Origin of the sequence: Winogradskyella wandonensis (assembly GCF_004346845.1) — a bacterium.
Lineage (GTDB): Bacteria > Bacteroidota > Bacteroidia > Flavobacteriales > Flavobacteriaceae > Winogradskyella > Winogradskyella wandonensis.
The window spans coordinates 229,792-249,495 of the sequence record NZ_SMGI01000003.1 but is presented as its reverse complement, the minus strand read 5'-3'; the positions used below and the strand labels follow the sequence as shown (position 1 = coordinate 249,495).

General features: G+C 34.6%; 18 protein-coding genes. 16 read left to right on the top strand and 2 right to left on the bottom strand.

Annotated features, from left to right (window positions below):
• Positions 1-79 precede the first annotated feature (79 nt).
• The 3 genes from DFQ05_RS10425 (at position 80) to DFQ05_RS10415 (ending at position 4,139) form a co-directional block, all read left to right on the top strand.
• The gene (locus tag DFQ05_RS10425) at positions 80-1,804 is read left to right on the top strand and encodes a TonB-dependent receptor (protein ID WP_132705343.1); all 1,725 of its coding nucleotides are present in this window, start codon (positions 80-82) and stop codon (positions 1,802-1,804) included.
• A gap of 137 nt (positions 1,805-1,941) precedes the next feature.
• The gene (locus tag DFQ05_RS10420; protein WP_132705342.1) at positions 1,942-2,400 is read left to right on the top strand and encodes a YciI family protein; all 459 of its coding nucleotides are present in this window, start codon (positions 1,942-1,944) and stop codon (positions 2,398-2,400) included.
• Between the two features lie 122 nt (positions 2,401-2,522).
• Positions 2,523-4,139, top strand: coding sequence for an amidohydrolase (locus DFQ05_RS10415; RefSeq protein ID WP_132705341.1), 1,617 nt, complete (start codon positions 2,523-2,525; stop codon positions 4,137-4,139).
• A gap of 67 nt (positions 4,140-4,206) precedes the next feature.
• On the opposite strand, the gene DFQ05_RS10410 is transcribed toward DFQ05_RS10415, so the two are convergent.
• Entirely contained in the window at positions 4,207-4,911 is a 705-nt protein-coding gene (locus tag DFQ05_RS10410; protein WP_132705340.1) for a class I SAM-dependent methyltransferase, read from the bottom strand.
• Positions 4,912-4,967: 56 nt separating this feature from the next.
• Between DFQ05_RS10410 and DFQ05_RS10405 the strand changes: the two genes are divergently transcribed.
• From DFQ05_RS10405 to DFQ05_RS10390, 4 genes are all read left to right on the top strand, one after another.
• Positions 4,968-5,462, top strand: a complete 495-nt coding sequence (locus DFQ05_RS10405) for a YkgJ family cysteine cluster protein (protein ID WP_132705339.1) — start codon at positions 4,968-4,970, stop codon at positions 5,460-5,462.
• 4 nt (positions 5,463-5,466) lie between these two features.
• On the top strand, positions 5,467-6,372 hold the full coding sequence (locus DFQ05_RS10400) for a hypothetical protein (RefSeq protein ID WP_132705338.1): 906 nt from the start codon (positions 5,467-5,469) through the stop codon (positions 6,370-6,372).
• Between the two features lie 2 nt (positions 6,373-6,374).
• Positions 6,375-7,211, top strand: a complete 837-nt coding sequence (locus DFQ05_RS10395) for a sterol desaturase family protein (RefSeq protein ID WP_132705337.1) — start codon at positions 6,375-6,377, stop codon at positions 7,209-7,211.
• Positions 7,212-7,422: 211 nt separating this feature from the next.
• Positions 7,423-7,758: a hypothetical protein gene (locus DFQ05_RS10390; RefSeq protein ID WP_132705336.1), complete on the top strand. Its 336-nt coding sequence runs from the start codon at positions 7,423-7,425 to the stop codon at positions 7,756-7,758.
• Here DFQ05_RS10390 and DFQ05_RS10385 read toward each other — a convergent pair.
• Positions 7,741-9,042: an exo-beta-N-acetylmuramidase NamZ family protein gene (locus DFQ05_RS10385; RefSeq protein ID WP_132705335.1), complete on the bottom strand. Its 1,302-nt coding sequence runs from the start codon at positions 9,040-9,042 to the stop codon at positions 7,741-7,743. The genes DFQ05_RS10390 and DFQ05_RS10385 overlap by 18 nt on opposite strands.
• Before the next feature lie 8 nt (positions 9,043-9,050).
• Between DFQ05_RS10385 and DFQ05_RS10380 the strand changes: the two genes are divergently transcribed.
• The 9 genes from DFQ05_RS10380 to DFQ05_RS10340 all read left to right on the top strand — a co-directional run bounded on the left by DFQ05_RS10380 (position 9,051) and on the right by DFQ05_RS10340 (position 19,640).
• Positions 9,051-10,283, top strand: a complete 1,233-nt coding sequence (locus tag DFQ05_RS10380) for an ABC transporter permease (protein WP_132705334.1) — start codon at positions 9,051-9,053, stop codon at positions 10,281-10,283.
• Positions 10,284-10,412: 129 nt separating this feature from the next.
• The gene (locus DFQ05_RS10375; RefSeq protein ID WP_132705333.1) at positions 10,413-11,771 is read left to right on the top strand and encodes a pyridoxal-phosphate dependent enzyme; all 1,359 of its coding nucleotides are present in this window, start codon (positions 10,413-10,415) and stop codon (positions 11,769-11,771) included.
• Positions 11,772-11,827: 56 nt separating this feature from the next.
• Positions 11,828-13,102 (top strand): DUF2851 family protein, encoded by a 1,275-nt coding sequence (locus DFQ05_RS10370; RefSeq protein ID WP_132705332.1) that lies wholly within the window; start codon positions 11,828-11,830, stop codon positions 13,100-13,102.
• A 9-nt stretch (positions 13,103-13,111) separates the two neighbouring features.
• Positions 13,112-13,339, top strand: coding sequence for a PspC domain-containing protein (locus DFQ05_RS13770; protein ID WP_132705331.1), 228 nt, complete (start codon positions 13,112-13,114; stop codon positions 13,337-13,339).
• A gap of 3 nt (positions 13,340-13,342) precedes the next feature.
• Positions 13,343-14,365: a potassium channel family protein gene (locus DFQ05_RS10360; protein WP_132705330.1), complete on the top strand. Its 1,023-nt coding sequence runs from the start codon at positions 13,343-13,345 to the stop codon at positions 14,363-14,365.
• Positions 14,366-14,461: 96 nt separating this feature from the next.
• The gene (locus tag DFQ05_RS10355; RefSeq protein ID WP_132705329.1) at positions 14,462-16,054 is read left to right on the top strand and encodes an alanine/glycine:cation symporter family protein; all 1,593 of its coding nucleotides are present in this window, start codon (positions 14,462-14,464) and stop codon (positions 16,052-16,054) included.
• 16 nt (positions 16,055-16,070) lie between these two features.
• Positions 16,071-16,943, top strand: a complete 873-nt coding sequence (locus DFQ05_RS10350) for a ComEA family DNA-binding protein (RefSeq protein ID WP_132705328.1) — start codon at positions 16,071-16,073, stop codon at positions 16,941-16,943.
• Positions 16,944-16,959: 16 nt separating this feature from the next.
• Positions 16,960-18,126, top strand: a complete 1,167-nt coding sequence (locus tag DFQ05_RS10345; RefSeq protein ID WP_132705327.1) for an acyl-CoA dehydrogenase family protein — start codon at positions 16,960-16,962, stop codon at positions 18,124-18,126.
• An 83-nt stretch (positions 18,127-18,209) separates the two neighbouring features.
• Positions 18,210-19,640, top strand: coding sequence for a carboxypeptidase-like regulatory domain-containing protein (locus DFQ05_RS10340; protein ID WP_132705326.1), 1,431 nt, complete (start codon positions 18,210-18,212; stop codon positions 19,638-19,640).
• Positions 19,641-19,704: the final 64 nt, after the last annotated feature.

The window sequence follows — 19,704 nt, the reverse complement described above, 5'->3', positions numbered from 1 at the left end:
TTATGAAAGAGTCATTTCGAAATGAGAAACTTGTTTCGATTGAGAAATCTCATAATTAATTCAACTTAAAATCAAAATAATGAAAATTAAATTCAATATAACCCTAATACTAGCGCTAACTGTAACTTTTGTATTTGCACAAGAACGTACAAAAGATACTATTGATGACCAGACGGTAAATGTTATAAAGCCATATACGCCTACAATCTCTGATGCATTTAAAGTCAAGGATAAGCCATCAACGGAGGATGCTAACACAATTACTAAAAAGGAAGTGAAATACAATATTTTTTCAATTCCGGTGGCATCAACATTTACACCAGCAAAAGGCAAGGCTGCTAATGTAGACAAGGCAAAACCTATTAAGTTATACGATAATTATGCATCGCTCGGCTTTGGGACTTACACCACAATTTTAGGAGAAGTATACTTGAATCATGAGCTCAGCAGTGGAGAAAATGTTGGCGGATACTTAAGTCATCACTCATCTCAAGGTGGCATAGATGGTTTGTTGTTAGATGACGATTTTTCTAAAACAGGTATTAATGTCAACTATTCTCAAAAACTGAATGATTTTTCTTGGAAAATAGATTTAGGTGCAGATGTTATGGCATACAATTGGTACGGATTGCCTCAGCAGTTTTTTGGACAAACTGAAGCGAATACCATTGACCCAAAAATAAGATATAATAGTTTTTATGTTGGCGGAAAGCTAAATTTCGATAATGCTATTATCAAAAACGGAAGTGTACGCTTTAGACGTTTTGGTGACAATAGAGATTCTGGCGAAAACCGTTTTGTGGCTAAAGCTGCTTTCGATGTGCCAATTAGAGATGAGATTATTGAAACGGAGTTGCGAGTAGATTATTTAAGCGGAAGTTTTGATAGAAATTACAATACTATAGCAGAACTCAACTACGGAAATGTAAACTTTAGTTTATCACCAACGTATCAATTAAAAGAAGATAACTTAACGGTGGATTTAGGTATTCGATTAACCTATTTAAACGATACCGAGTTTAATGAGAACAAACTGTTTTTATACCCTAATATCGTAGCGTCGTACAGATTGGTAAACGATATTTTGATAGGTTACGCAGGTGTTACGGGAGATTTAATTCAGAATTCGTATTACGATTTTGTTAATCAAAGTCCGTTTGTGTCTCCAACATTATTGGTAACACCAACAGACCAGCAATATCATGGTTTTATTGGCTTAAAAGGAAAGCTTTCTAATAACGTGAGTTATAACATTAACGGAAACTACTTTGCTGAGGAAAACAAAGCATTGCTCAAAACTAACGATGCACAAAGCTTTGCTACTGAAGATTATCAATTTGGTAATTCTGTAGGCGTGGTTTATGATAACGTTAAAACCTTTTCTGTTGGAGGTGAGTTAAATATCGATGTTAATCGTAACTTTAAATTAGCCATTAAAGGCGAATATTTTAATTACAATACTAGCGCAGAAGCAGAAGCTTGGAATCTACCAAATGTCACAGGTTCTGTATTTTTAGACTATCAGATATCCAGACATTGGTTTATGGGTGGAAGTGTGTTCTTTACTGGAGAACGTAAAGAAGAATCCGCTTTAGTCGGAACTTTAGGTCCACCTCTGAGAACACCAGTAACTTTAGATAGCTTTTTTGATGCCAATGCGCATGTGGGCTATAAAATAACCGATTACCTTTCGGTTTATGGGAAAGTAAATAATATAGCAAATCAAGATTATCAGCGCTGGCAAAACTTCCCAGTTCAAGGGATTCAGTTTTTAGCTGGAGCTACCTATCAATTTGATTTTTGACGCGTAGCGTCACCCTGAACCGATGCACTAAACAAAGTCGAAGTGTTGTTTTAGGGTCTCAATAATGTTCTCGTTGTCACTCTGAGCGCAGTCGAAGAGTCTTTTACGTATATTTGGAAGACTTAAAATCAATTATTATGAAAAATACAATCTTTCTAATAGCTATCAGCCTATTCACATTTCATTTAAGCGCTCAAAACACAAATCCAAAATATGATGCAGAGTTAGCAAAGAAAGTAGGTGCCGATGACTACGGAATGAAGTCCTACATTTTTGTAATCCTCAAAACAGGGACAAACACATCTACTGATAAAACAGAAGTTGCTAAAGCCTTTAACGGCCATATGGCTAATATGGACAAAATGGTTGAAGATGGTAAGCTCATTGTCGCAGGTCCTATTGGTGACAATGACAAAAACTACCGTGGTATTTTTATCCTTAACGAGACAGACATGGAAAAGGCAAAAGCACTATTGGCGACCGACCCAGCAATTAAAGCTAAGTTTTTAGATTACGATTTGTTTCCTTGGTATGGTTCAGCAGCATTATCTGAGTATTTGAAGGCTTCAGATAAAGTCTGGAAAGTGGGAATGTAAACAAATAGTAGATATTTGGTTAGATATTTTAAAAGCGTTCTATATGCAGAACGCTTTTCTTATTTTTGACAAACAAAGATTGTCATGCTGAATCAATTTCGGCATCTATTAAATTTACTATGATGAAAAAACTAATCCTATTCTTAGCTATCGTATTAATTTTCTCTTGCGAAGACCAAAAACAGCAAGCCGATGTAATTGTCACAAACGCCAATGTATACACCGTTGACGATAACTTCAGTAAAGCGGAAGCATTTGCAATTAAGGATGGAAAGTTTTTGGCTGTTGGAACTTCTGAAGAGATAACTTCTAAATACCAATCAGAAAATACAGTTGATGCTAATGGACAAACCGTAACTCCGGGATTAATTGATGCGCATTGTCACTTTCTAAACTTGGGTATTGGTTTGCAACAAGTAGACCTAATGGGCACCAAGAGCTACGATGAGGTGGTGCAACGTGTGGTCGATTTTCAGAAAGAAAAAAACCTTGATTACATTATGGGTCGCGGTTGGGACCAAAACGATTGGGAAGACAAAAGTTTTCCAAATAAAGCGAAGTTAGACGAACTATTTCCAGATACGCCAATTGCCTTAACACGTGTCGATGGCCACGCCATTTTAGCAAATCAAGCTGCTCTAGATTTAGGAAACGTCACCGCTGAAAGTAAAATTGATGGAGGCGAAGTGGTTTTAGAAAACGGAAAAGTAACCGGTGTGCTTATAGATAACGCGGAATCCTTAGTGATGAATCACTGGCCAGTATCCACAAAAGAAGAAGCGATTCAGGCATTGATGGATGCGCAGGACGTGTGTTTCGATTTGGGTTTAACAACAGTAAATGATGCTGGTTTAAGCATTGAAGCGATTGAACTTATAGATAGTTTACAACAAACAGGCGACTTAAAAATGCGTGTTTATGCTATGGCGTCGGCAACACCTAAAAATTTAGATTATTACATCAATAAAGGCATTGTAAAAACTGATTATTTAAATGTCCGCTCGTTTAAATTTTATGCTGATGGTGCTTTGGGTTCTCGTGGAGCTATGATGCGTGACCCATATAACGATAAACCAGGACATTTTGGATTGTTGGTTAACGATATTAAAACTTTAAAAGAAACCGCACAACGCATTGCAAATTCCGAATACCAAATGAATACACATGCCATTGGCGATTCTGCAAACCATGCCGTTTTAGATACTTACAAAGCCGTATTAAAAGGAAAGCCAAATCGTCGTTGGAAAATAGAACACGCACAAGTGGTTTCTCAAGAAGATTTCCCAAAATTTAATGATATTATTCCGTCGGTTCAGCCAACACACGCAACGAGTGATATGTATTGGGCGGAAGATAGAATAGGAGAAAAACGCATGAAAGGTGCATATGCTTTTAAAGATTTACTAAAACAATATGGAAAAGTAGCCTTAGGTACAGACTTTCCTGTGGAGCGTGTCAACCCAATGCTAACGTTTTATGCTGCGGTGGCGAGACAAGATTTAGAGCAATATCCTGAAAGTGGTTTTCAAATGGAAAATGCGTTAAGTAGAGAAGAAGCTTTACGTGGAATGACCATTTGGGCAGCCTACTCAAATTTTGAAGAAAACGAAAAAGGGAGCATAGAAGTTGGGAAGTTCGCAGATTTTATTATTCTTGATAAAGATATCATGTCAGTTGAAACAAAGGCTATTCCTGAAACTAAAGTTGTTGGGACTTATGTAGCTGGAGAAAAACAGTAGATTAGTTTAGAGTATATAGTAATAAGTGTAAAGTGTTAGTGACTTACAACTAATTACTTTATACTTTTTATTTTTTTATCCTCACCAAATAATCAAAATGCTCACCATGCATAACTTTTTCGCAATTGAGACCAACAGTTAGGCAAGCTGTTTTTAGCATTTCAAAATCCAGATAAAGCCACTTCATAGGTGTCTCTTCTTCACCTTTATAGCTGAGGTAATAATCCAATTCGCCATAATAGCGACCACTTAAATTTAGCCACCTTCCGCCATCTTCGTCTTCGTACATGTATTTAATATCAGATGAGTCGATGAGTAGTTGCCCGTTTGGTTTTAAAAGCGATTTTAAATGTTTTAAATATGATGCTACTTGTTGCACTTCTTGAAAGATACCTGTACCATTCATTAAAAGTAATATCGTATCGAATTGTTCTTCAGAATAATCTAGAAGTGAGATACATTCTGTATCTAAAACACCACGTTGTTTAGCCACTTTAATAGCACCTTGGGAGATATCAATAGCTTTCACTTCAAATCCTTTTTCTTGTAAGTACAAAGCATGACTTCCCGAGCCACAACCAACATCGAGAACTTTTCCTTTAGTGAGCTGTAGTGCTTTTCGTTCCAACTTAGGCATTTCAGAATAATCTCTAAATAAATAGGGTAATGGCAATTCGTCTTTATCGGAAATGTTGGTCCAAGTGATAATATCTTCAGAATAATTTCCTAATTGATAATCTAATAATGCTTTTCCAAAGATATCTTTTTCCATAATTTTTTTGTCGTACTGAACTTGATTCAGCATCGCATTCTCATTATATTTACTTTATGCAAGACCAAATCAATAATCTTTCAAAACTAGCCAAAGATAAGCATAAGGAAAACAAGACGTTTTTCACCAAGCTTAAGAAAAAACCACCAAAGCAATTAGATTACATCATGCAGGAATTGCATGAAGCGGAGTTTAAAAAAACAGATTGCCTAGAGTGCGCTAACTGTTGTAAAACCACAGGACCTTTATTTACGGATAAAGACATTACGAGAATAGCCAAACATTTCAAAATGAAGCCGCATCAGTTTACGGAACAATTTTTGAGGCTAGACGAAGAAAATGATTATGTGTTGCAATCTGTTCCCTGCACATTTTTAGGAGCAGATAATTACTGTTCTATTTACGAAGTAAGACCAAAGGCTTGTAGAGAATTTCCGCATACCGATAGGAAAAAATTTCAGCAAATATCTAATCTTACTTTAAAGAACGTGGCTATTTGTCCTGCGGCATATAATATTGTAGAAGCTATGAAAACTAGAATAAAATTATAATTTAATGAAAAGAATAAGTGTCATTTTATGTGCGTTTTTAGTGTGGTATAATTCCTTTTCACAGGAGATTATTCCTTGGGTAGAATCCTTACCTATAGCTAAAATTCAGGCGCGCAGTGAGAACAAAATGATACTAATGGTTTGGGAAGGCGCAACCGAGTATCCGATGCCTGTATTAATTAAAGACGAAAGAGGTAAAGATATTCTTATTGATAATCTTTTTGAAACGCCTCAGCTTAATGAGTTGCTTTGGCAGTATTTTGTCCCTGTAGTTGTTGGAGATGAGTCGTATGCAGATTGGTTCTTAGATATAAAAGATAAACGAAGCCAAGCTTATATCGATAAGTTTAATGACGACTCATTAAAAGTCATAGATGTAAATGGTAATATTTTGGGGACATCTGGTGCCTACACAGAATTATTAGATTTAACTAAGTTTATTACCAAGTATGGTTTTGAAACATCTTACATTAAACAAGAGTTATTAAACTATCATCAAGAGAAGAACTTTTATTCAGCATTTTACTTAGCTTCAAAATATGTAGATTTTAGTCTTTTGGTTAACGAGAAGGTTCGTTCAGAGATTTTAGACCTTTCAGATATTTACTTTTCAGAAGCAAAGGACTTTATATCATCCGAAAACCGTTCTGATGACAAAGCTCAGCTTCAGCGGATTGATTTATTAAAACTAAAGCAGGAATTAATTAAAAATCGCCCTAGAAAAGTGCTTCGAAGACTCAAAAAAATAGACGATTTAGAGATTGAAAAAGTCAACGAGCCATTAGCAACGTTCTTGTATTATACCGCTTTTAGACTTTTAAATGATACAGAAAAATTTCAGCGACTAGAAAGTTCTATTTCTTTATTAAATTTGAAGCAAGCGCAACTTATTGTTAATATAAACCGTTAGTTTTGGAGACAATCTATAATTATTTTGAGACCATTCCATCATTACACAGAAGTTTACTTTTGGTCTCGGGTATTACTTTATTTTGGCTTTTAGAAGGCGCTGTACCATTATTTAGATTTAATTATAAGAAATGGAGACACGCTGTACCAAATTTCTTTTTTACACTAACAACAATTGTCATCAATTTTGGACTTGCATTTTTGTTATTATGGTCTGCAGATTGGGTAAAAGCAAATGATTTTGGTATTATTAATTGGTTACCTGAAATGCCATTGTGGTCTTATATTTTGCTAGGTGTATTGTTACTCGATTTCTTTGGGGCATATTTAGCACATTTCGTAGAACATAAAGTAAAACCTTTGTGGATGGTTCATTTAGTGCATCATACAGACCATAATGTAGATACGACCACCGCTAATAGACATCACCCAATAGAAAGTGTTATTCGTTTTACCTTTACTTTATTTGGCGTTTTCGTAGTTGGTACACCGATATCTATTGTAATGCTTTACCAAGCATTGTCGCTTGTGTTTAGTCAATTTACACATGCAAATATTAAGTTATCAAAGCGTATTGATAAAATGATAAGTTATGTGTTTATTTCGCCAGATATGCATAAAATTCATCATCATTACAGGTTGCCTTATACTGATTCTAATTATGGCAATATCTTTTCAGTTTGGGACCGTCTATTTGGTACATATATGTATATGGAAAGAGAAAAACTAGTTTATGGTGTGGATGTTTTTCCAGACGAGGTGAAAAATACAAGTATCACAGAATTGCTAAAACAACCATTTCAACCTTACGAGAAGCCGACATTATCTTCAGAGAAGTAAAATAAACATTATCAGTAAGTTGCAGTTTTATTGTTATTTCTCAATAAGGATTATCAATACAATCATTGAAAAAAAAGTTTTGACTATTCGACGAACGACATCCACAAATTCAATTTTACACGTATATTAGGCGACATCTTTTAAAAAACACTAAAGTATAAGTATGTACATTTTCCCCCGATGTATCATAATGTTGCTTTTCCTTGGATGCGTGAATTTTGCATTTGCGCAAAAAGGAAAGGCAACTATTTATAAGAATAAAAATTTTCAAGCAGCAGGTTTGTATCACGATTTCAATAGGACGAAAGATACTCTAGTCCTTAGGAGTGATAAGAAAATTAACTATTTGTATACCGCTAATCATTCAGCTAAAGACGATATTAATGTAAGGGTAGATAGTAACACATATAAATTACCGCTTAATAAGTTAAAAAAAGGCCGTAACGTTTTAGTAGCCATTCAGTCTCCGTTAAAGATTGTTTTTGTGGTTGAGGTAGAAAAGGAGTTTCCCAAGCCTGTAGATGAAACCTTAATTGCTGTAGATTAAATAGTTCTGACGCTTTCTTTTAAAAGCTTCTAAATCCTGTTTCCAAGACTGTCTTATGTCATCCTCTGATAATCCTGCTTCAATCTGTTCTTGTAATAAAGCAGTTCCTGCGTGTTTGCTAAAATTATCAGTATTAAAAAACTTAGTTTTATCTACAGAGTTAGTGTATGCGTCAATAACATATTTAAGCGTGAATCCTCTTTCAATTTGCGCATTTGATAAATCTACACCATAACATATTTTACCTTTATGCTTTGGGTGTTTAGAACCGAAATTAGGTTCTGGTTTATAGTTGAATTGATAATGATTGCTATCTAAAAAAGGCGCTCCGTAACGCTGAAACTGAAATTCCGTGCCGCGACCAGCATTAATATTAGTGCCTTCGAATAAACCAAGGCTTGGGTAAAGTAAAATAGACTGGTCATTAGGTAAATTCGGTGAAGGTCTAATGGGTAAACTATAGCTCATTTGTGTGTTGTAGTTTTTAACAGGAATCACAGTTAGATTGGCTTTAATTTTATTTTTCAACCAACCTTCACCGTTAATCATTTGCGCATATTCTCCTATAGTCATACCGTGTACTAATGGAACGGTGTGCATGCCTAAAAAGCTACTGTGTTCTTTTTCTAAAGTTGGGCCATCAATATATGAGCCATTAGGATTTGGGCGGTCTAAAACTAGAACAGGAATGTTCTGCTCAGCGCAGGCTTCCATAACATAGTGCAAGGTGGAAATGTATGTGTAAAATCGTACGCCAACATCTTGAATATCAAAAACTACAATATCTAAATCCCGTAACTGTTCTGCCGTAGGCTTTTTGTTTTTTCCATGAAGCGAAAAAATAGGCAACCCCGTTTTTTTATCTATTCCGTCTTCTACATGTTCGCCTGCATCAGCTTTTCCTCTAAAACCATGTTCTGGTGAGAATACTTTAGTGATATTAATATTTAAATTAATAAGTGAATCAACTAAATGTGAGTAAGGTTTTGTACGATAATTATTTTTATCTCTAGCAAAATGGAAGCGGTTATATTCATTAAAGTATGACTTCTTAAAAATCACTGAGGTTTGATTAGCCACAACACCAACACGCTTTCCTTCTAAGATTGGTAAGTAGAGTTCGGTTTGGTTGACGCCAACAATGATTTCAGTTTTTTCGCTTCCTGCTTCCCGCTTCTCACTTCCAGCTTCTATCTTCTTCCCATTTCCGCAACCAGCAACTATCAAAAAAATCCCAATAGTTATCTTAAATAAAACTGTATTTTTGAACATCTTAAAGCCCATAGTAGATTTTGAATTTCGAGTTGTTTATAGCCAAACGTATAATTGGTAGTAAAACGTATAAAAGTAGTGTTTCGGCACCAATAATTAAAATTGGAATTGCCGCTATTGCCATAGGTATTGTAGTGATGCTTATTGCCATAGCTACGGGATTAGGTTTACAACAAAAAATTAGAGACAAAGTGGTGTCCTTCAACGGGCACATAATTATTGATAATTACGACACTAATTCTTCCGACGAGTCCCAAGTACCTATAGCTTTAAATCAAGAGTTTTATCCAGAATTTAAATCGGTAGAAGGGATAACTCATATCCAATGTACTGCCAATAAATTTGCTGTAATACGCACAGAAACAGATTTTGAAGGTGTAGTTATAAAAGGCGTTGGTAAAGATTATAAGTGGAATTATTTTGAGGAATTTTTAGTCGATGGGCGTTTGCCAGATTTTACGCAAGCATTAAATAACGAAATTTTAATTTCTAAATATCAGGCGAATCGATTAGGATTTAAGATTAATGATACATTTCAAGCGTTATTCGGAGAGAATTTAGAACGTCCGCCGCGAATCGTTAAATTCAAAATTACAGGAATTTACAATTCAGGTTTTCAAGAGTTGGACGAAAAATTTTGTCTTGCAGACATTAGGCATATTCAGCGGATAAACAAATGGAATAAAGACCAAGTTGGTGCTTTCGAGGTATTTATCGCTGATTTTTCTAAAATTGAAGAAACGGGAGAGCTTGTTTACAGAGAAATCCCTTCGTTAATGAAATCCACAACGGTCACAAAAAAATACAGTTCCATTTTTGAATGGATAAAAATTTTTGATAATAATACCTACGGTATAATTGCCATCATGATTTTAGTGGCAGGCATAAATATGATAACGGCGCTTTTAGTCCTTATTTTAGAACGTACGCAAATGATAGGTATTTTAAAAGCTCTGGGTACAGCCGATTGGTCGGTGAGAAAGGTATTTTTGTACAATGCTTCATATCTTATAGGCTTAGGGCTTTTATGGGGAAATTTAATTGGCTTAGGGATTTTGTTTGCTCAAAAATATTTCAAACTTTTTCCGTTAAACCCAGAAACCTATTATGTTAGTGAAGCTCCTGTTTATATTAGTTTAGATTATATTTTAGTACTTAATCTTGGGACTTTTGTTATTTGTCTTTTAATGCTACTTATTCCCTCTGTTATTATCTCAAAGATTTCTCCAGTAAAAGCCATTCGGTTTGATTGATTAGAAATTCCCAATCCTAAATCCCCAATCGTAAATCCTCAATCGTAAATCCTCAATCGTAAATCGTAACACACATTTAATATCTCAATCTCCACTTTTGTTTTACCTTTGCACACGCAAAAGACGATTATGGACTACGCAGAAAATATATTAGGTACTATTGGTAATACACCAATGGTAAAGATGAATAAGTTAGTTGAGGATTTACCGTGCTTGGTGTTGGCAAAATACGAAACCTTCAATCCAGGAAATTCGGTAAAGGACAGGATGGCGCTTCAGATGGTAGAAGATGCTGAGGCAGACGGGCGATTAAAACCTGGTGGGACAATTATCGAAGGTACTTCTGGTAACACAGGAATGGGACTTGCACTTGCGGCTATCGTAAAAGGCTATAAATGTATTTTTGTCTTAAGCGATAAGCAATCTAAGGAGAAAATGGATATACTTAGAGCAGTAGGTGCAGAGGTCGTAGTTTGCCCAACAGATGTAGAGCCAACAGATCCTAGAAGTTACTATTCGGTTTCTAAACGCTTGGCAGAAGAAACACCTAATTCGTGGTACGTTAATCAGTACGATAATCCGAGTAACTGTAAGGCACATTTTCTATCTACAGGTCCAGAAATTTGGGAACAAACTGACGGTAAGGTCACCCATTTTGTGGTTGGTGTTGGTACTGGCGGAACAATATCTGGTGTTGGTAGTTATTTAAAAATGAAAAACCCTAATGTAAAAGTATGGGGAATTGATACTTATGGTTCTGTTTTTAAAAAATACCATGAGACTGGAATTTTTGATGAGAACGAAATTTATTCTTACATCACCGAAGGTATAGGTGAAGATATACTACCAGCCAATGTAAATTTTGATGTGATTGATGGGTTTACAAAGGTCACGGATAAAGATGCTGCGGTTTACACACAAAAATTAGCTAAAGAAGAAGGTATGTTTTTAGGGAACTCAGCTGGTGCTGCGATAAAGGGCGTGTTGCAGTTAAAAGAACACTTTAAGCCAGAAGATGTCGTCGTTGTATTATTTCATGATCATGGAAGCCGCTACGTTGGTAAAATGTTTAATGACGATTGGATGCGTGAGCGTGGATTTATTGAAGATGAAATTACATTAGCAGCAGACCTTATTAAAGAGCACTCAGACAAGCCATTAGTTACTGTAAAAACCGAAGAGCTAGTATCGCATGCCATAGAGCGTATGAAAAAATATAAGATTTCTCAAATTCCAGTAAAGGACATTACTGGATTTGTGGGTTCTGTGGACGAGACAGATTTGTTTAGGCGCTATGTTGAGGATAAGAATATCTCCGATTTACCAATTAAAGATGTTATGGGTGCACCTTTCCCAATTGTAAATAAAAACACAAAAATAGAGGACTTGTCTAAACTTATTAATAAAGATAATAATGCTGTTCTTGTAGAACTAGATAACGGAAAGCATCATATTATCACAAAGCACGATATTATAAGTGCGTTGTAAAACGTATAGTTTAAAATTAAATCCTGAGTATTGCTCAGGATTTTTTATTTTAGAGTATGCAAGAAGATTTTCTTCATTTTGTTTGGAAGTACAAAAGGTTTCAATCAGCAGATTTAAAAACGGTTGAAGGCTTGCCAGTGCACATAATACATTTAGGCCAGCACAATCATAACGCTGGTCCAGATTTTTTTAATGCGCAACTAATAATTGACAATCAAAAATGGGCAGGCAATGTAGAAATACATCTAAAGTCTTCGGACTGGTATGTGCATAATCACGAAAAAGATAGTGCTTACGATAACGTAATTTTACACGTCGTTTGGGAACATGATACGGATATTTATAGAAAAGACAACTCCGTTATTCCAACGTTGGAGCTTCAGCAATACATAAAAGCAGAACTTTTAAATAACTACAAAAACCTGTTAAGCTCTAAATCTTGGATTAATTGCGAGAAGGATTTTCATAATGTTGATGATTTTATATTGAACAATTGGATAGAACGATTGTACTTTGAGCGATTAGAACAAAAATCTAAATCTATTAATGCGCTTTTATCAGCTTCAAAAAACAATTGGGAAGCAGTTTTATTTAAAATGCTCTGCAAGAATTTTGGGTTAAAGGTTAACGGACAAGCCTTTTTGTCTTTAGCGAACTCAGTTGAGTTTTCAGTAGTGCGAAAAACAAAACACAGTTTTGAAGATTTAGAAGCACTATTTTTTGGACAGTGCAACTTATTAAACGATGATATTCAAGATGGTTATTTTCTTGATTTAAAAAAGAGGTATGTCTATCTTAAACAAAAATTTAATCTCGCTAATCAAGGAGTCTTACCCTTGCAGTTTTTTAGATTACGTCCACCAAATTTTCCGACCATTCGCCTTTCTCAATTAGCACAAGTCTATAATAAAGAAGACAATTTGTTTTCTAAACTAATGAATTTAGAGACGGTTGATGATTACTACGAGTTTTTTAATATCTGCACGTCTGCGTTTTGGGAGACGCATTATACATTTTCTAAAACATCAAAGAGAATAAAGAAGAACCTTAGCAAATCATTTATTGATTTACTTTTAATTAATACCATTTTACCACTTAAATTTAGCTATGCAAAATCATTAGGCAAGGACGAAGAAAAGAAGATATTAGACCTAATTACATCAATCGCTATAGAAAAGAATAGTGTCGTGGATAAGTTTCTAGATTTAAAAGCACTTAAAACAACAGCGATGACTTCCCAAGGCTTAATTCAGCTAAAAAATAATTATTGCAACAAAAATAAATGTTTACAATGTGCCATAGGAAACCAATTAATCGCTAATAGTTACTAACTTTGACATATGAATATATTTTATAGTTTATTACTTTATTTTCAGAAGCGAGGCTATTACGTTTGTCAGCGTATCGCAGATAGATTAGGGATTCGTGCAAAAATTGTTCGCACGACTTTTATGTATCTAACGTTCGTAACCTTAGGATTTGGTTTTGCAGTATATCTATTTTTAGCCTTTTGGATTCGTATAAAGGATATTTTATATACAAAAAGAAGCTCAGTTTTCGATTTATAAGCTATGGGAAATCCTTTATTAAGATTATTCAGGTCAAAGATATACACAGCATTAATTATGCTTGTAGGTATAATGCTTATTGGCGTTTTGGGATACCGATTTTTCTCGGGGTATTCTTGGATTGATGCCGCTTACATGACTGTGATTACCATTACTACAGTAGGTTTTGCAGAAGTAAATCCGCTAGATACCTCATCTAAAATATTTACAATATTTCTCATTCTATCTAGTGTTGTAATCGTGGGATACGCTATTTCTATCATAACAGAATATATACTGAGTAAAAATAATTTTGAAAATATAAAACAGCGAAAAATGCAGAAGAAAATAGATGCCTTGTCTAATCATATCATTATATGTGGTTACGGAAGAAATGGTAAGCAAGCTGCTAAAAAGTTATTAGCATATGACAAACCGTTTGTGATCATCGAGAAAGACAAAGAAATAATTGAACGATTTCAGGAAGAAGAAATTCCATTCATTTATGGGAATGCTAATGAGGATGAAACATTATTAGAAGCAGGTGTCAAGCGTGCTAAAACACTTATATCTGCATTACCAGAGGATGCAGACAACCTTTTTGTTGTATTATCTGCAAGACAACTTAATTCAGATTTAAAAATAATAAGCCGCGCTTCCCAAGAAACATCATACAACAAACTAAAGCTAGCAGGAGCAAATAATGTAATACTACCAGACCGTATAGGTGGTGATCATATGGCGTCTTTAGTTGTTATTCCAGATTTAATAGAATTTATAGATAATTTAGGGATTGTAGGTGAGCGCAATATTAACATAGAAGAAGTTAAAGTTGAACAATTATATGATGCGTCAAAAATTAAAACCATTAGAGAATTAGATTTAAGACGAAAAACAGGATGCACTGTTATTGGTTTTAAAGATGGAAAAGGGGATTATACTATTAATCCTGGTGCAGAAACTCGTTTAATTCCAGGGTCGAAGATTGTAGTACTAGGACGCCCAGAGCAGATACACAAACTAAATTCCGAATTTAATATTGGATAGTCTTTTAATTCCATTTTAACGTCTTTGGCTTTAAAAGTTCAATTTTTTTTAGCATCTTGTCGCCTACTTGAAAAAATACTAACTAATACTATACTCATGAAGAAATATCTTCTATCTATTTTTGCATTATTATTACCGTTACTGAACATAGCTCAAGACGTTGAGAAGGGTCTGGACCAAAGAATCGACGAGGCTTTTGGAGATGCCACTGGTTGGTTTGTAAACGCTATTTTCTATCAAATAGATTTTGGTGGAGGTGTTAAGGTTTTCTGGGTTTTATTCCCGTTAATAATAGGAGCAACATATTTTACATTTTATTTTAAGCTAATTAATATTAGAGGTTTTTTAACTTCTATTAATATAGTAAGAGGTAAGTATGATGATATTGATCATCACGAAACAATGATAGCAGCAGGTGATTCAACACCTGGTGGAGATTCAATAGAAACAATTGCTGTAGAAGGCCATGAAGGAGAAGTTTCACATTTTCAGGCTTTAACTGCGGCGCTTTCAGCCACTGTTGGTTTGGGTAACATAGCAGGTGTTGCCATAGCAGTTTCTATAGGTGGTGCAGGAGCTACGTTTTGGATGATTGTAGCAGGACTTTTAGGAATGGCGTCAAAATTTGTAGAATGCACCTTGGGTGTTAAATACAGAGATATAGAAGAGGACGGGACGGTTTACGGTGGTCCAATGTACTATTTAACAAAAGGTCTTAAATCTAAAGGATTAGAAAAGCTAGGAAAGGTTCTTGCTGTACTTTTTGCAATATTCGTAATTGGAGGCTCCTTTGGCGGTGGAAATATGTTTCAAGTAAATCAGGCATTTCAACTTGTAGAAAATATTACTGGTGGCGAACAGTCATTTTTAAATGGATACGGTTGGGCCTTTGGTTTAGTTATGGCAATTTTAGTAGGTATTGTTATTATTGGAGGTATAAAGTCAATTGCTAAGGTTACCGATAAAATTGTGCCATTTATGGTTGTGATTTATGTTGCTGCGTCTTTATTTGTGATTTTCGTAAACTACGATATGATTGGTGCAGCGTTCGCTCAAATATTCGAAGGTGCGTTTAGTCCAGAAGGTGTTGCAGGTGGTGCTGTTGGTGTACTTGTGCAAGGATTTAGGCGTGCTGCTTTTTCTAATGAAGCTGGTATAGGTTCTGCTTCTATAGCACACTCTGCAGTTAAGACAAAGTATGCTGCATCTGAGGGTATGGTAGCGTTATTAGAACCTTTTATCGATACGGTATTAGTATGTACAATGACAGCCTTAGTTTTAATTATCACCGGAAATGTTACAGCTGCCAATGCTTCTTTAAATGACGCTCAAGCTATTTTGTTGACGTCTGGAGCTTTCGAATCTGCGATTTCTTGGTTCCCATATGTGCTTACTGTTGCGGTGGTATTATTTGCATTTAGCTCAATGATTTCATGGTCTTATTATGGTTTCCAAGGATGGTCATATTTATTTGGACGCTCCAAAAAAATGGAATACACTTACAAAATTATCTTTTGTATTTTCGTGATAATAGGTGCTGCTGCAAGTTTGGGGTCTGTTATTGGTTTTTCTGATGCTATGATTTTTGCAATGATGGTACCAAACATGATTGGTCTAGTTATTCTTGCTCCAAAGGTTAGAGACGAACTGAAACGATATATGCAGGCGATAAAAGAGAACAAAGCTTAAATACATTTATTGATATATGAAATCCCACTTAAAGTTTTCTAAACAGAACCGAAGTGGGATTTTTTTGTTGGTTATTTTTATAATAATTGTACAAGCTTTCTTTTGGTTTTATAATTTTAATAATGACCTAACAGAATCAATCTCTGAAGAAGAATTAAATACTTACAGAATAGAGGTAGATTCTTTGCGTAAGGTTGCTTTAGAAAATCAAAAGCCTAAAATCTATCCTTTTAATCCAAATTATATAACAGACTTCAAAGGATACACGCTTGGGATGTCTAATGAAGAAATTGATAGGCTTCACAAATTTAGAGCTAAAAATCAATGGGTAAACTCTGCAAAAGAATTTCAAAAAGTTACTAAGGTTTCAGATTCCTTATTAAATACAATTTCACCTTATTTCAAATTTCCAGAATGGGTAATCAATCAAAAGTCTAAACCCTTTTCTTCTGGTTCTTTCAATAATTCTACTAAGCAAAAAACTTACAATCAGAAGATAGATTTAAATAGGACTACTGCGAGTCAACTCCAAAAAATTTATGGTGTGGGTGAAAAGCTTTCAGCAAATATTATTAAATACAGAGAAAGAAACGAAGGCTTTATTTCGGAAGAAGAGTTAACGGAAATATGGGGTCTTTCACCCGAAGTAATTGTCAAGATAAAAGAAAATTTCGTGGTTAAAACACCTCGAAAAATTAAAACCTTTAACCTTAATGTGGTGACGAGAGATGAATTAGTTACTATTCCATATATAGATTACGAAATAGCAAACAGTATTATTGAAGAAAGAACACTACGAGAAGGATTCTCTAGTATTGATGATTTAACAAAAGTTGAACATTTTCCTGTCAAAAAATTACAGATTATTAGATTATATTTGTTTCTGTAAAAAAATTGCTAAAAAAATGTCAAAATTATACTTTACCGAAGAGCACGATTTATTTCGAGAAAGCTTAAGAGATTTCCTGAAAAAAGAAGTTGTTCCCTACATCGAAAAATGGGAAGAAACAGGACAAATAGAACGCTTTATTTGGAAGAAGTTTGGAGACATGGGGTATTTTGGACTTGCCTATCCAGAAGCCTACGGTGGACTAGATTTAGATTTGTTCTACACAGTAATTTTGTTAGAAGAATTACAACGAATTAATTCTGGCGGTTTTTCTGCAGCTATTTGGGCCCACGCTTATTTGGCAATGACACATCTGAATAAAGAGGGAGACGATAGAATTAAGCAGGAGTATCTAGCGCCGAGTATCTCTGGGGATAAGATAGGATGCTTGTGTATAACAGAACCTTTTGGTGGAAGTGATGTGGCAGGAATGCGAACCACCGCAATAAAAAAAGGTGATACTTATGTAATCAACGGTTCTAAAACATTTATTACTAATGGTGTTTATAGTGATTATTTAGTAGTAGCTGCTAAGACCAATCCAGAACTAGGAAATAAGGGTATAAGCATTTTTGTGATGGATAGAGAAACGCCTGGTATCTCTGCAACTAAATTAGATAAGTTAGGCTGGAGAGCTTCTGATACAGGTGAAATTGCCTTTGATAATGTGGTTATTCCTGCCGAAAATTTAATGGGAGAAGAAAACCAAGGATTCCCTTATATCATGCAGCATTTTGCATTAGAACGATTAATTATGGGAATTAATGCGCATGCTAGAGCAGAATATGCCTTAGAATATGCTAAACAATATATGTCAGAGCGTACGGCTTTTGGTAAAACTATAGACAAATTTCAGGCTTTAAGACACACCTATGCAGATTGTGAAACTCAAATGGAAATCTGTAAACAATTTAACTACTATGTTGCAAAGCGATTAGATATGGGCGATTATGTGGTTAAGGAGGCGACGATGTCAAAGCTTCAATCTACAAAAATGGCCGACGATGTTATTTATCAATGTCTTCAATTTTTAGGAGGTTATGGATATATGGAAGAATATCCGCTAGCACGTATGTTTAGAGATAGTCGTCTTGGACCAATAGGTGGTGGTACGTCCGAAATCCTTCGAGAGATTATCGCTAAAATGGTTATCGATAATAAGGATTATAAGCCTGCGACATAAAATAATTTGATTAGTTTTGGAGTTTTACACACTGTGGAATAGTATTTGCCATTCCATTATCAAAACAAAATAATCGACTTATAATGTATTCAAATAAGCTTAAACTAAATTTAACTTTAGTCTTTTTCTTTGCTGCCTTTTTTGGATTTTCTCAAACAGAACTCAAAGGAAAATTAGTGGATAAAGATTTACTTTTTCCCGTTGAAAATGCAAGTATTTATGTTCAAAACACCACTATAGGTACTATTAGTAATACAGACGGAAAATTTGTTTTAAACGTCCCTAATAAGCACCTAAGCGATACCCTGATTGTTTCTTCAATAGGTTATAAAAGTTTTAAAGTTCCTGTTAATCAGTTCGATGGTTCTAATGATATACTTTTGGAAGAAGATGTAGCAACTTTAGACGAAATTGTTATAGTAGCAGACCCAAGACCAACAACAGGAAATGGTATTGTTCTCAAAGCCATAGAAAAACTTCCTGAAACATTACCAGATTCTGCGTATTTGCAACGTGGTTTTTTGCGCCATAAAGAACGAAATAAATTAGAGTTTAAATGGCTTATAGAAAGTGCAATTACGGTTTACGATTCTGGCTATGTTAGTAAAAGCACCGAGCATCTAAAAGTCAATGTAGACGAGATGCGTAAAAGCTACGATTTACGAGATGTCGATAGTATCTTTTCTTATGTATCGTACCGAAATAGAAATAAAAGTAGAGATAGGTTAAGGGCAGAGGACATTAAAAGGTCAGATGTTGCAACGTCGCAATTGGTAAAAGCTATTAAATGGAATGATAATAGAGTCAATGGACTTCAGAATATTTTTCAAGGAAAGTTAAATATGTTTAGAAATGTCCAGGATAAAAAAGCTCTTTTTGGAGAGGATATTTTAAAAACACACCAGTTTAAATTAGATACAATATTAGTAGATAACGGCAGAAAGATTTACAAAATTAAGATAGACCAAAGCGTTCAAGATATTAATCTAGAAACCAAAGGAATTTATAACGACGGCTACAGAGCAGAAGGTTGGTTATATATTTATTATGATAACTATGCCATCAAAAAGGTAGAGTATGAGTTGGTAGCGAATTCAAAAATTCAAAAAGATAGAAGTAAGCGCCTATTTGGAACACAAACCAACCACAAGCTAATCATTAATTATAACGAGTACAATGATAAGATGTACCCTAATTACATCTATTACGAAACACCAAAGTTGGTTAATGTTGGACTTAAGACTAACAAAAGGGTGTCTCAAAAAGAAATAGATAGATACAACAGAGAGGAGCGGTATTACTCTACGGTTCAAGAAATTTTATTTTCTGAAATTATATTAGATAAAGAAATAATACAATCAGAGTTGATTAACAAGCCATGGAATATGGATATTTTTATTCCAAGACCTTACAATAAAGCATTCTGGAAAAATTATAACGTCTTGCTAGAAAGTGAAGAAGACGAACAACTCATAGAAGACCTTTCTCAGCGCGCATCATTATTTAAAGATTAAAAAACAACATCTCTATTTCCAAAAGAAGAAATTGTTTATATATTTGCGCCGCAAAAAAATTAAA

Bases quoted from the DNA above. Each gene is read 5' to 3' on its own strand.
- DFQ05_RS10425 (WP_132705343.1), top strand. From the start codon at position 80: ATGAAAATTAAATTCAATATAACCCTAATACTAGCGCTAACTGTAACT.
- DFQ05_RS10420 (WP_132705342.1), top strand. From the start codon at position 1,942: ATGAAAAATACAATCTTTCTAATAGCTATCAGCCTATTCACATTTCAT.
- DFQ05_RS10415 (WP_132705341.1), top strand. From the start codon at position 2,523: ATGAAAAAACTAATCCTATTCTTAGCTATCGTATTAATTTTCTCTTGC.
- DFQ05_RS10410 (WP_132705340.1), bottom strand. From the start codon at position 4,911: ATGGAAAAAGATATCTTTGGAAAAGCATTATTAGATTATCAATTAGGA.
- DFQ05_RS10405 (WP_132705339.1), top strand. From the start codon at position 4,968: ATGCAAGACCAAATCAATAATCTTTCAAAACTAGCCAAAGATAAGCAT.
- DFQ05_RS10400 (WP_132705338.1), top strand. From the start codon at position 5,467: ATGAAAAGAATAAGTGTCATTTTATGTGCGTTTTTAGTGTGGTATAAT.
- DFQ05_RS10385 (WP_132705335.1), bottom strand. From the start codon at position 9,042: ATGGGCTTTAAGATGTTCAAAAATACAGTTTTATTTAAGATAACTATT.
- DFQ05_RS10375 (WP_132705333.1), top strand. From the start codon at position 10,413: ATGGACTACGCAGAAAATATATTAGGTACTATTGGTAATACACCAATG.
- DFQ05_RS10370 (WP_132705332.1), top strand. From the start codon at position 11,828: ATGCAAGAAGATTTTCTTCATTTTGTTTGGAAGTACAAAAGGTTTCAA.
- DFQ05_RS13770 (WP_132705331.1), top strand. From the start codon at position 13,112: ATGAATATATTTTATAGTTTATTACTTTATTTTCAGAAGCGAGGCTAT.
- DFQ05_RS10360 (WP_132705330.1), top strand. From the start codon at position 13,343: ATGGGAAATCCTTTATTAAGATTATTCAGGTCAAAGATATACACAGCA.
- DFQ05_RS10355 (WP_132705329.1), top strand. From the start codon at position 14,462: ATGAAGAAATATCTTCTATCTATTTTTGCATTATTATTACCGTTACTG.
- DFQ05_RS10350 (WP_132705328.1), top strand. From the start codon at position 16,071: ATGAAATCCCACTTAAAGTTTTCTAAACAGAACCGAAGTGGGATTTTT.
- DFQ05_RS10345 (WP_132705327.1), top strand. From the start codon at position 16,960: ATGTCAAAATTATACTTTACCGAAGAGCACGATTTATTTCGAGAAAGC.
- DFQ05_RS10340 (WP_132705326.1), top strand. From the start codon at position 18,210: ATGTATTCAAATAAGCTTAAACTAAATTTAACTTTAGTCTTTTTCTTT.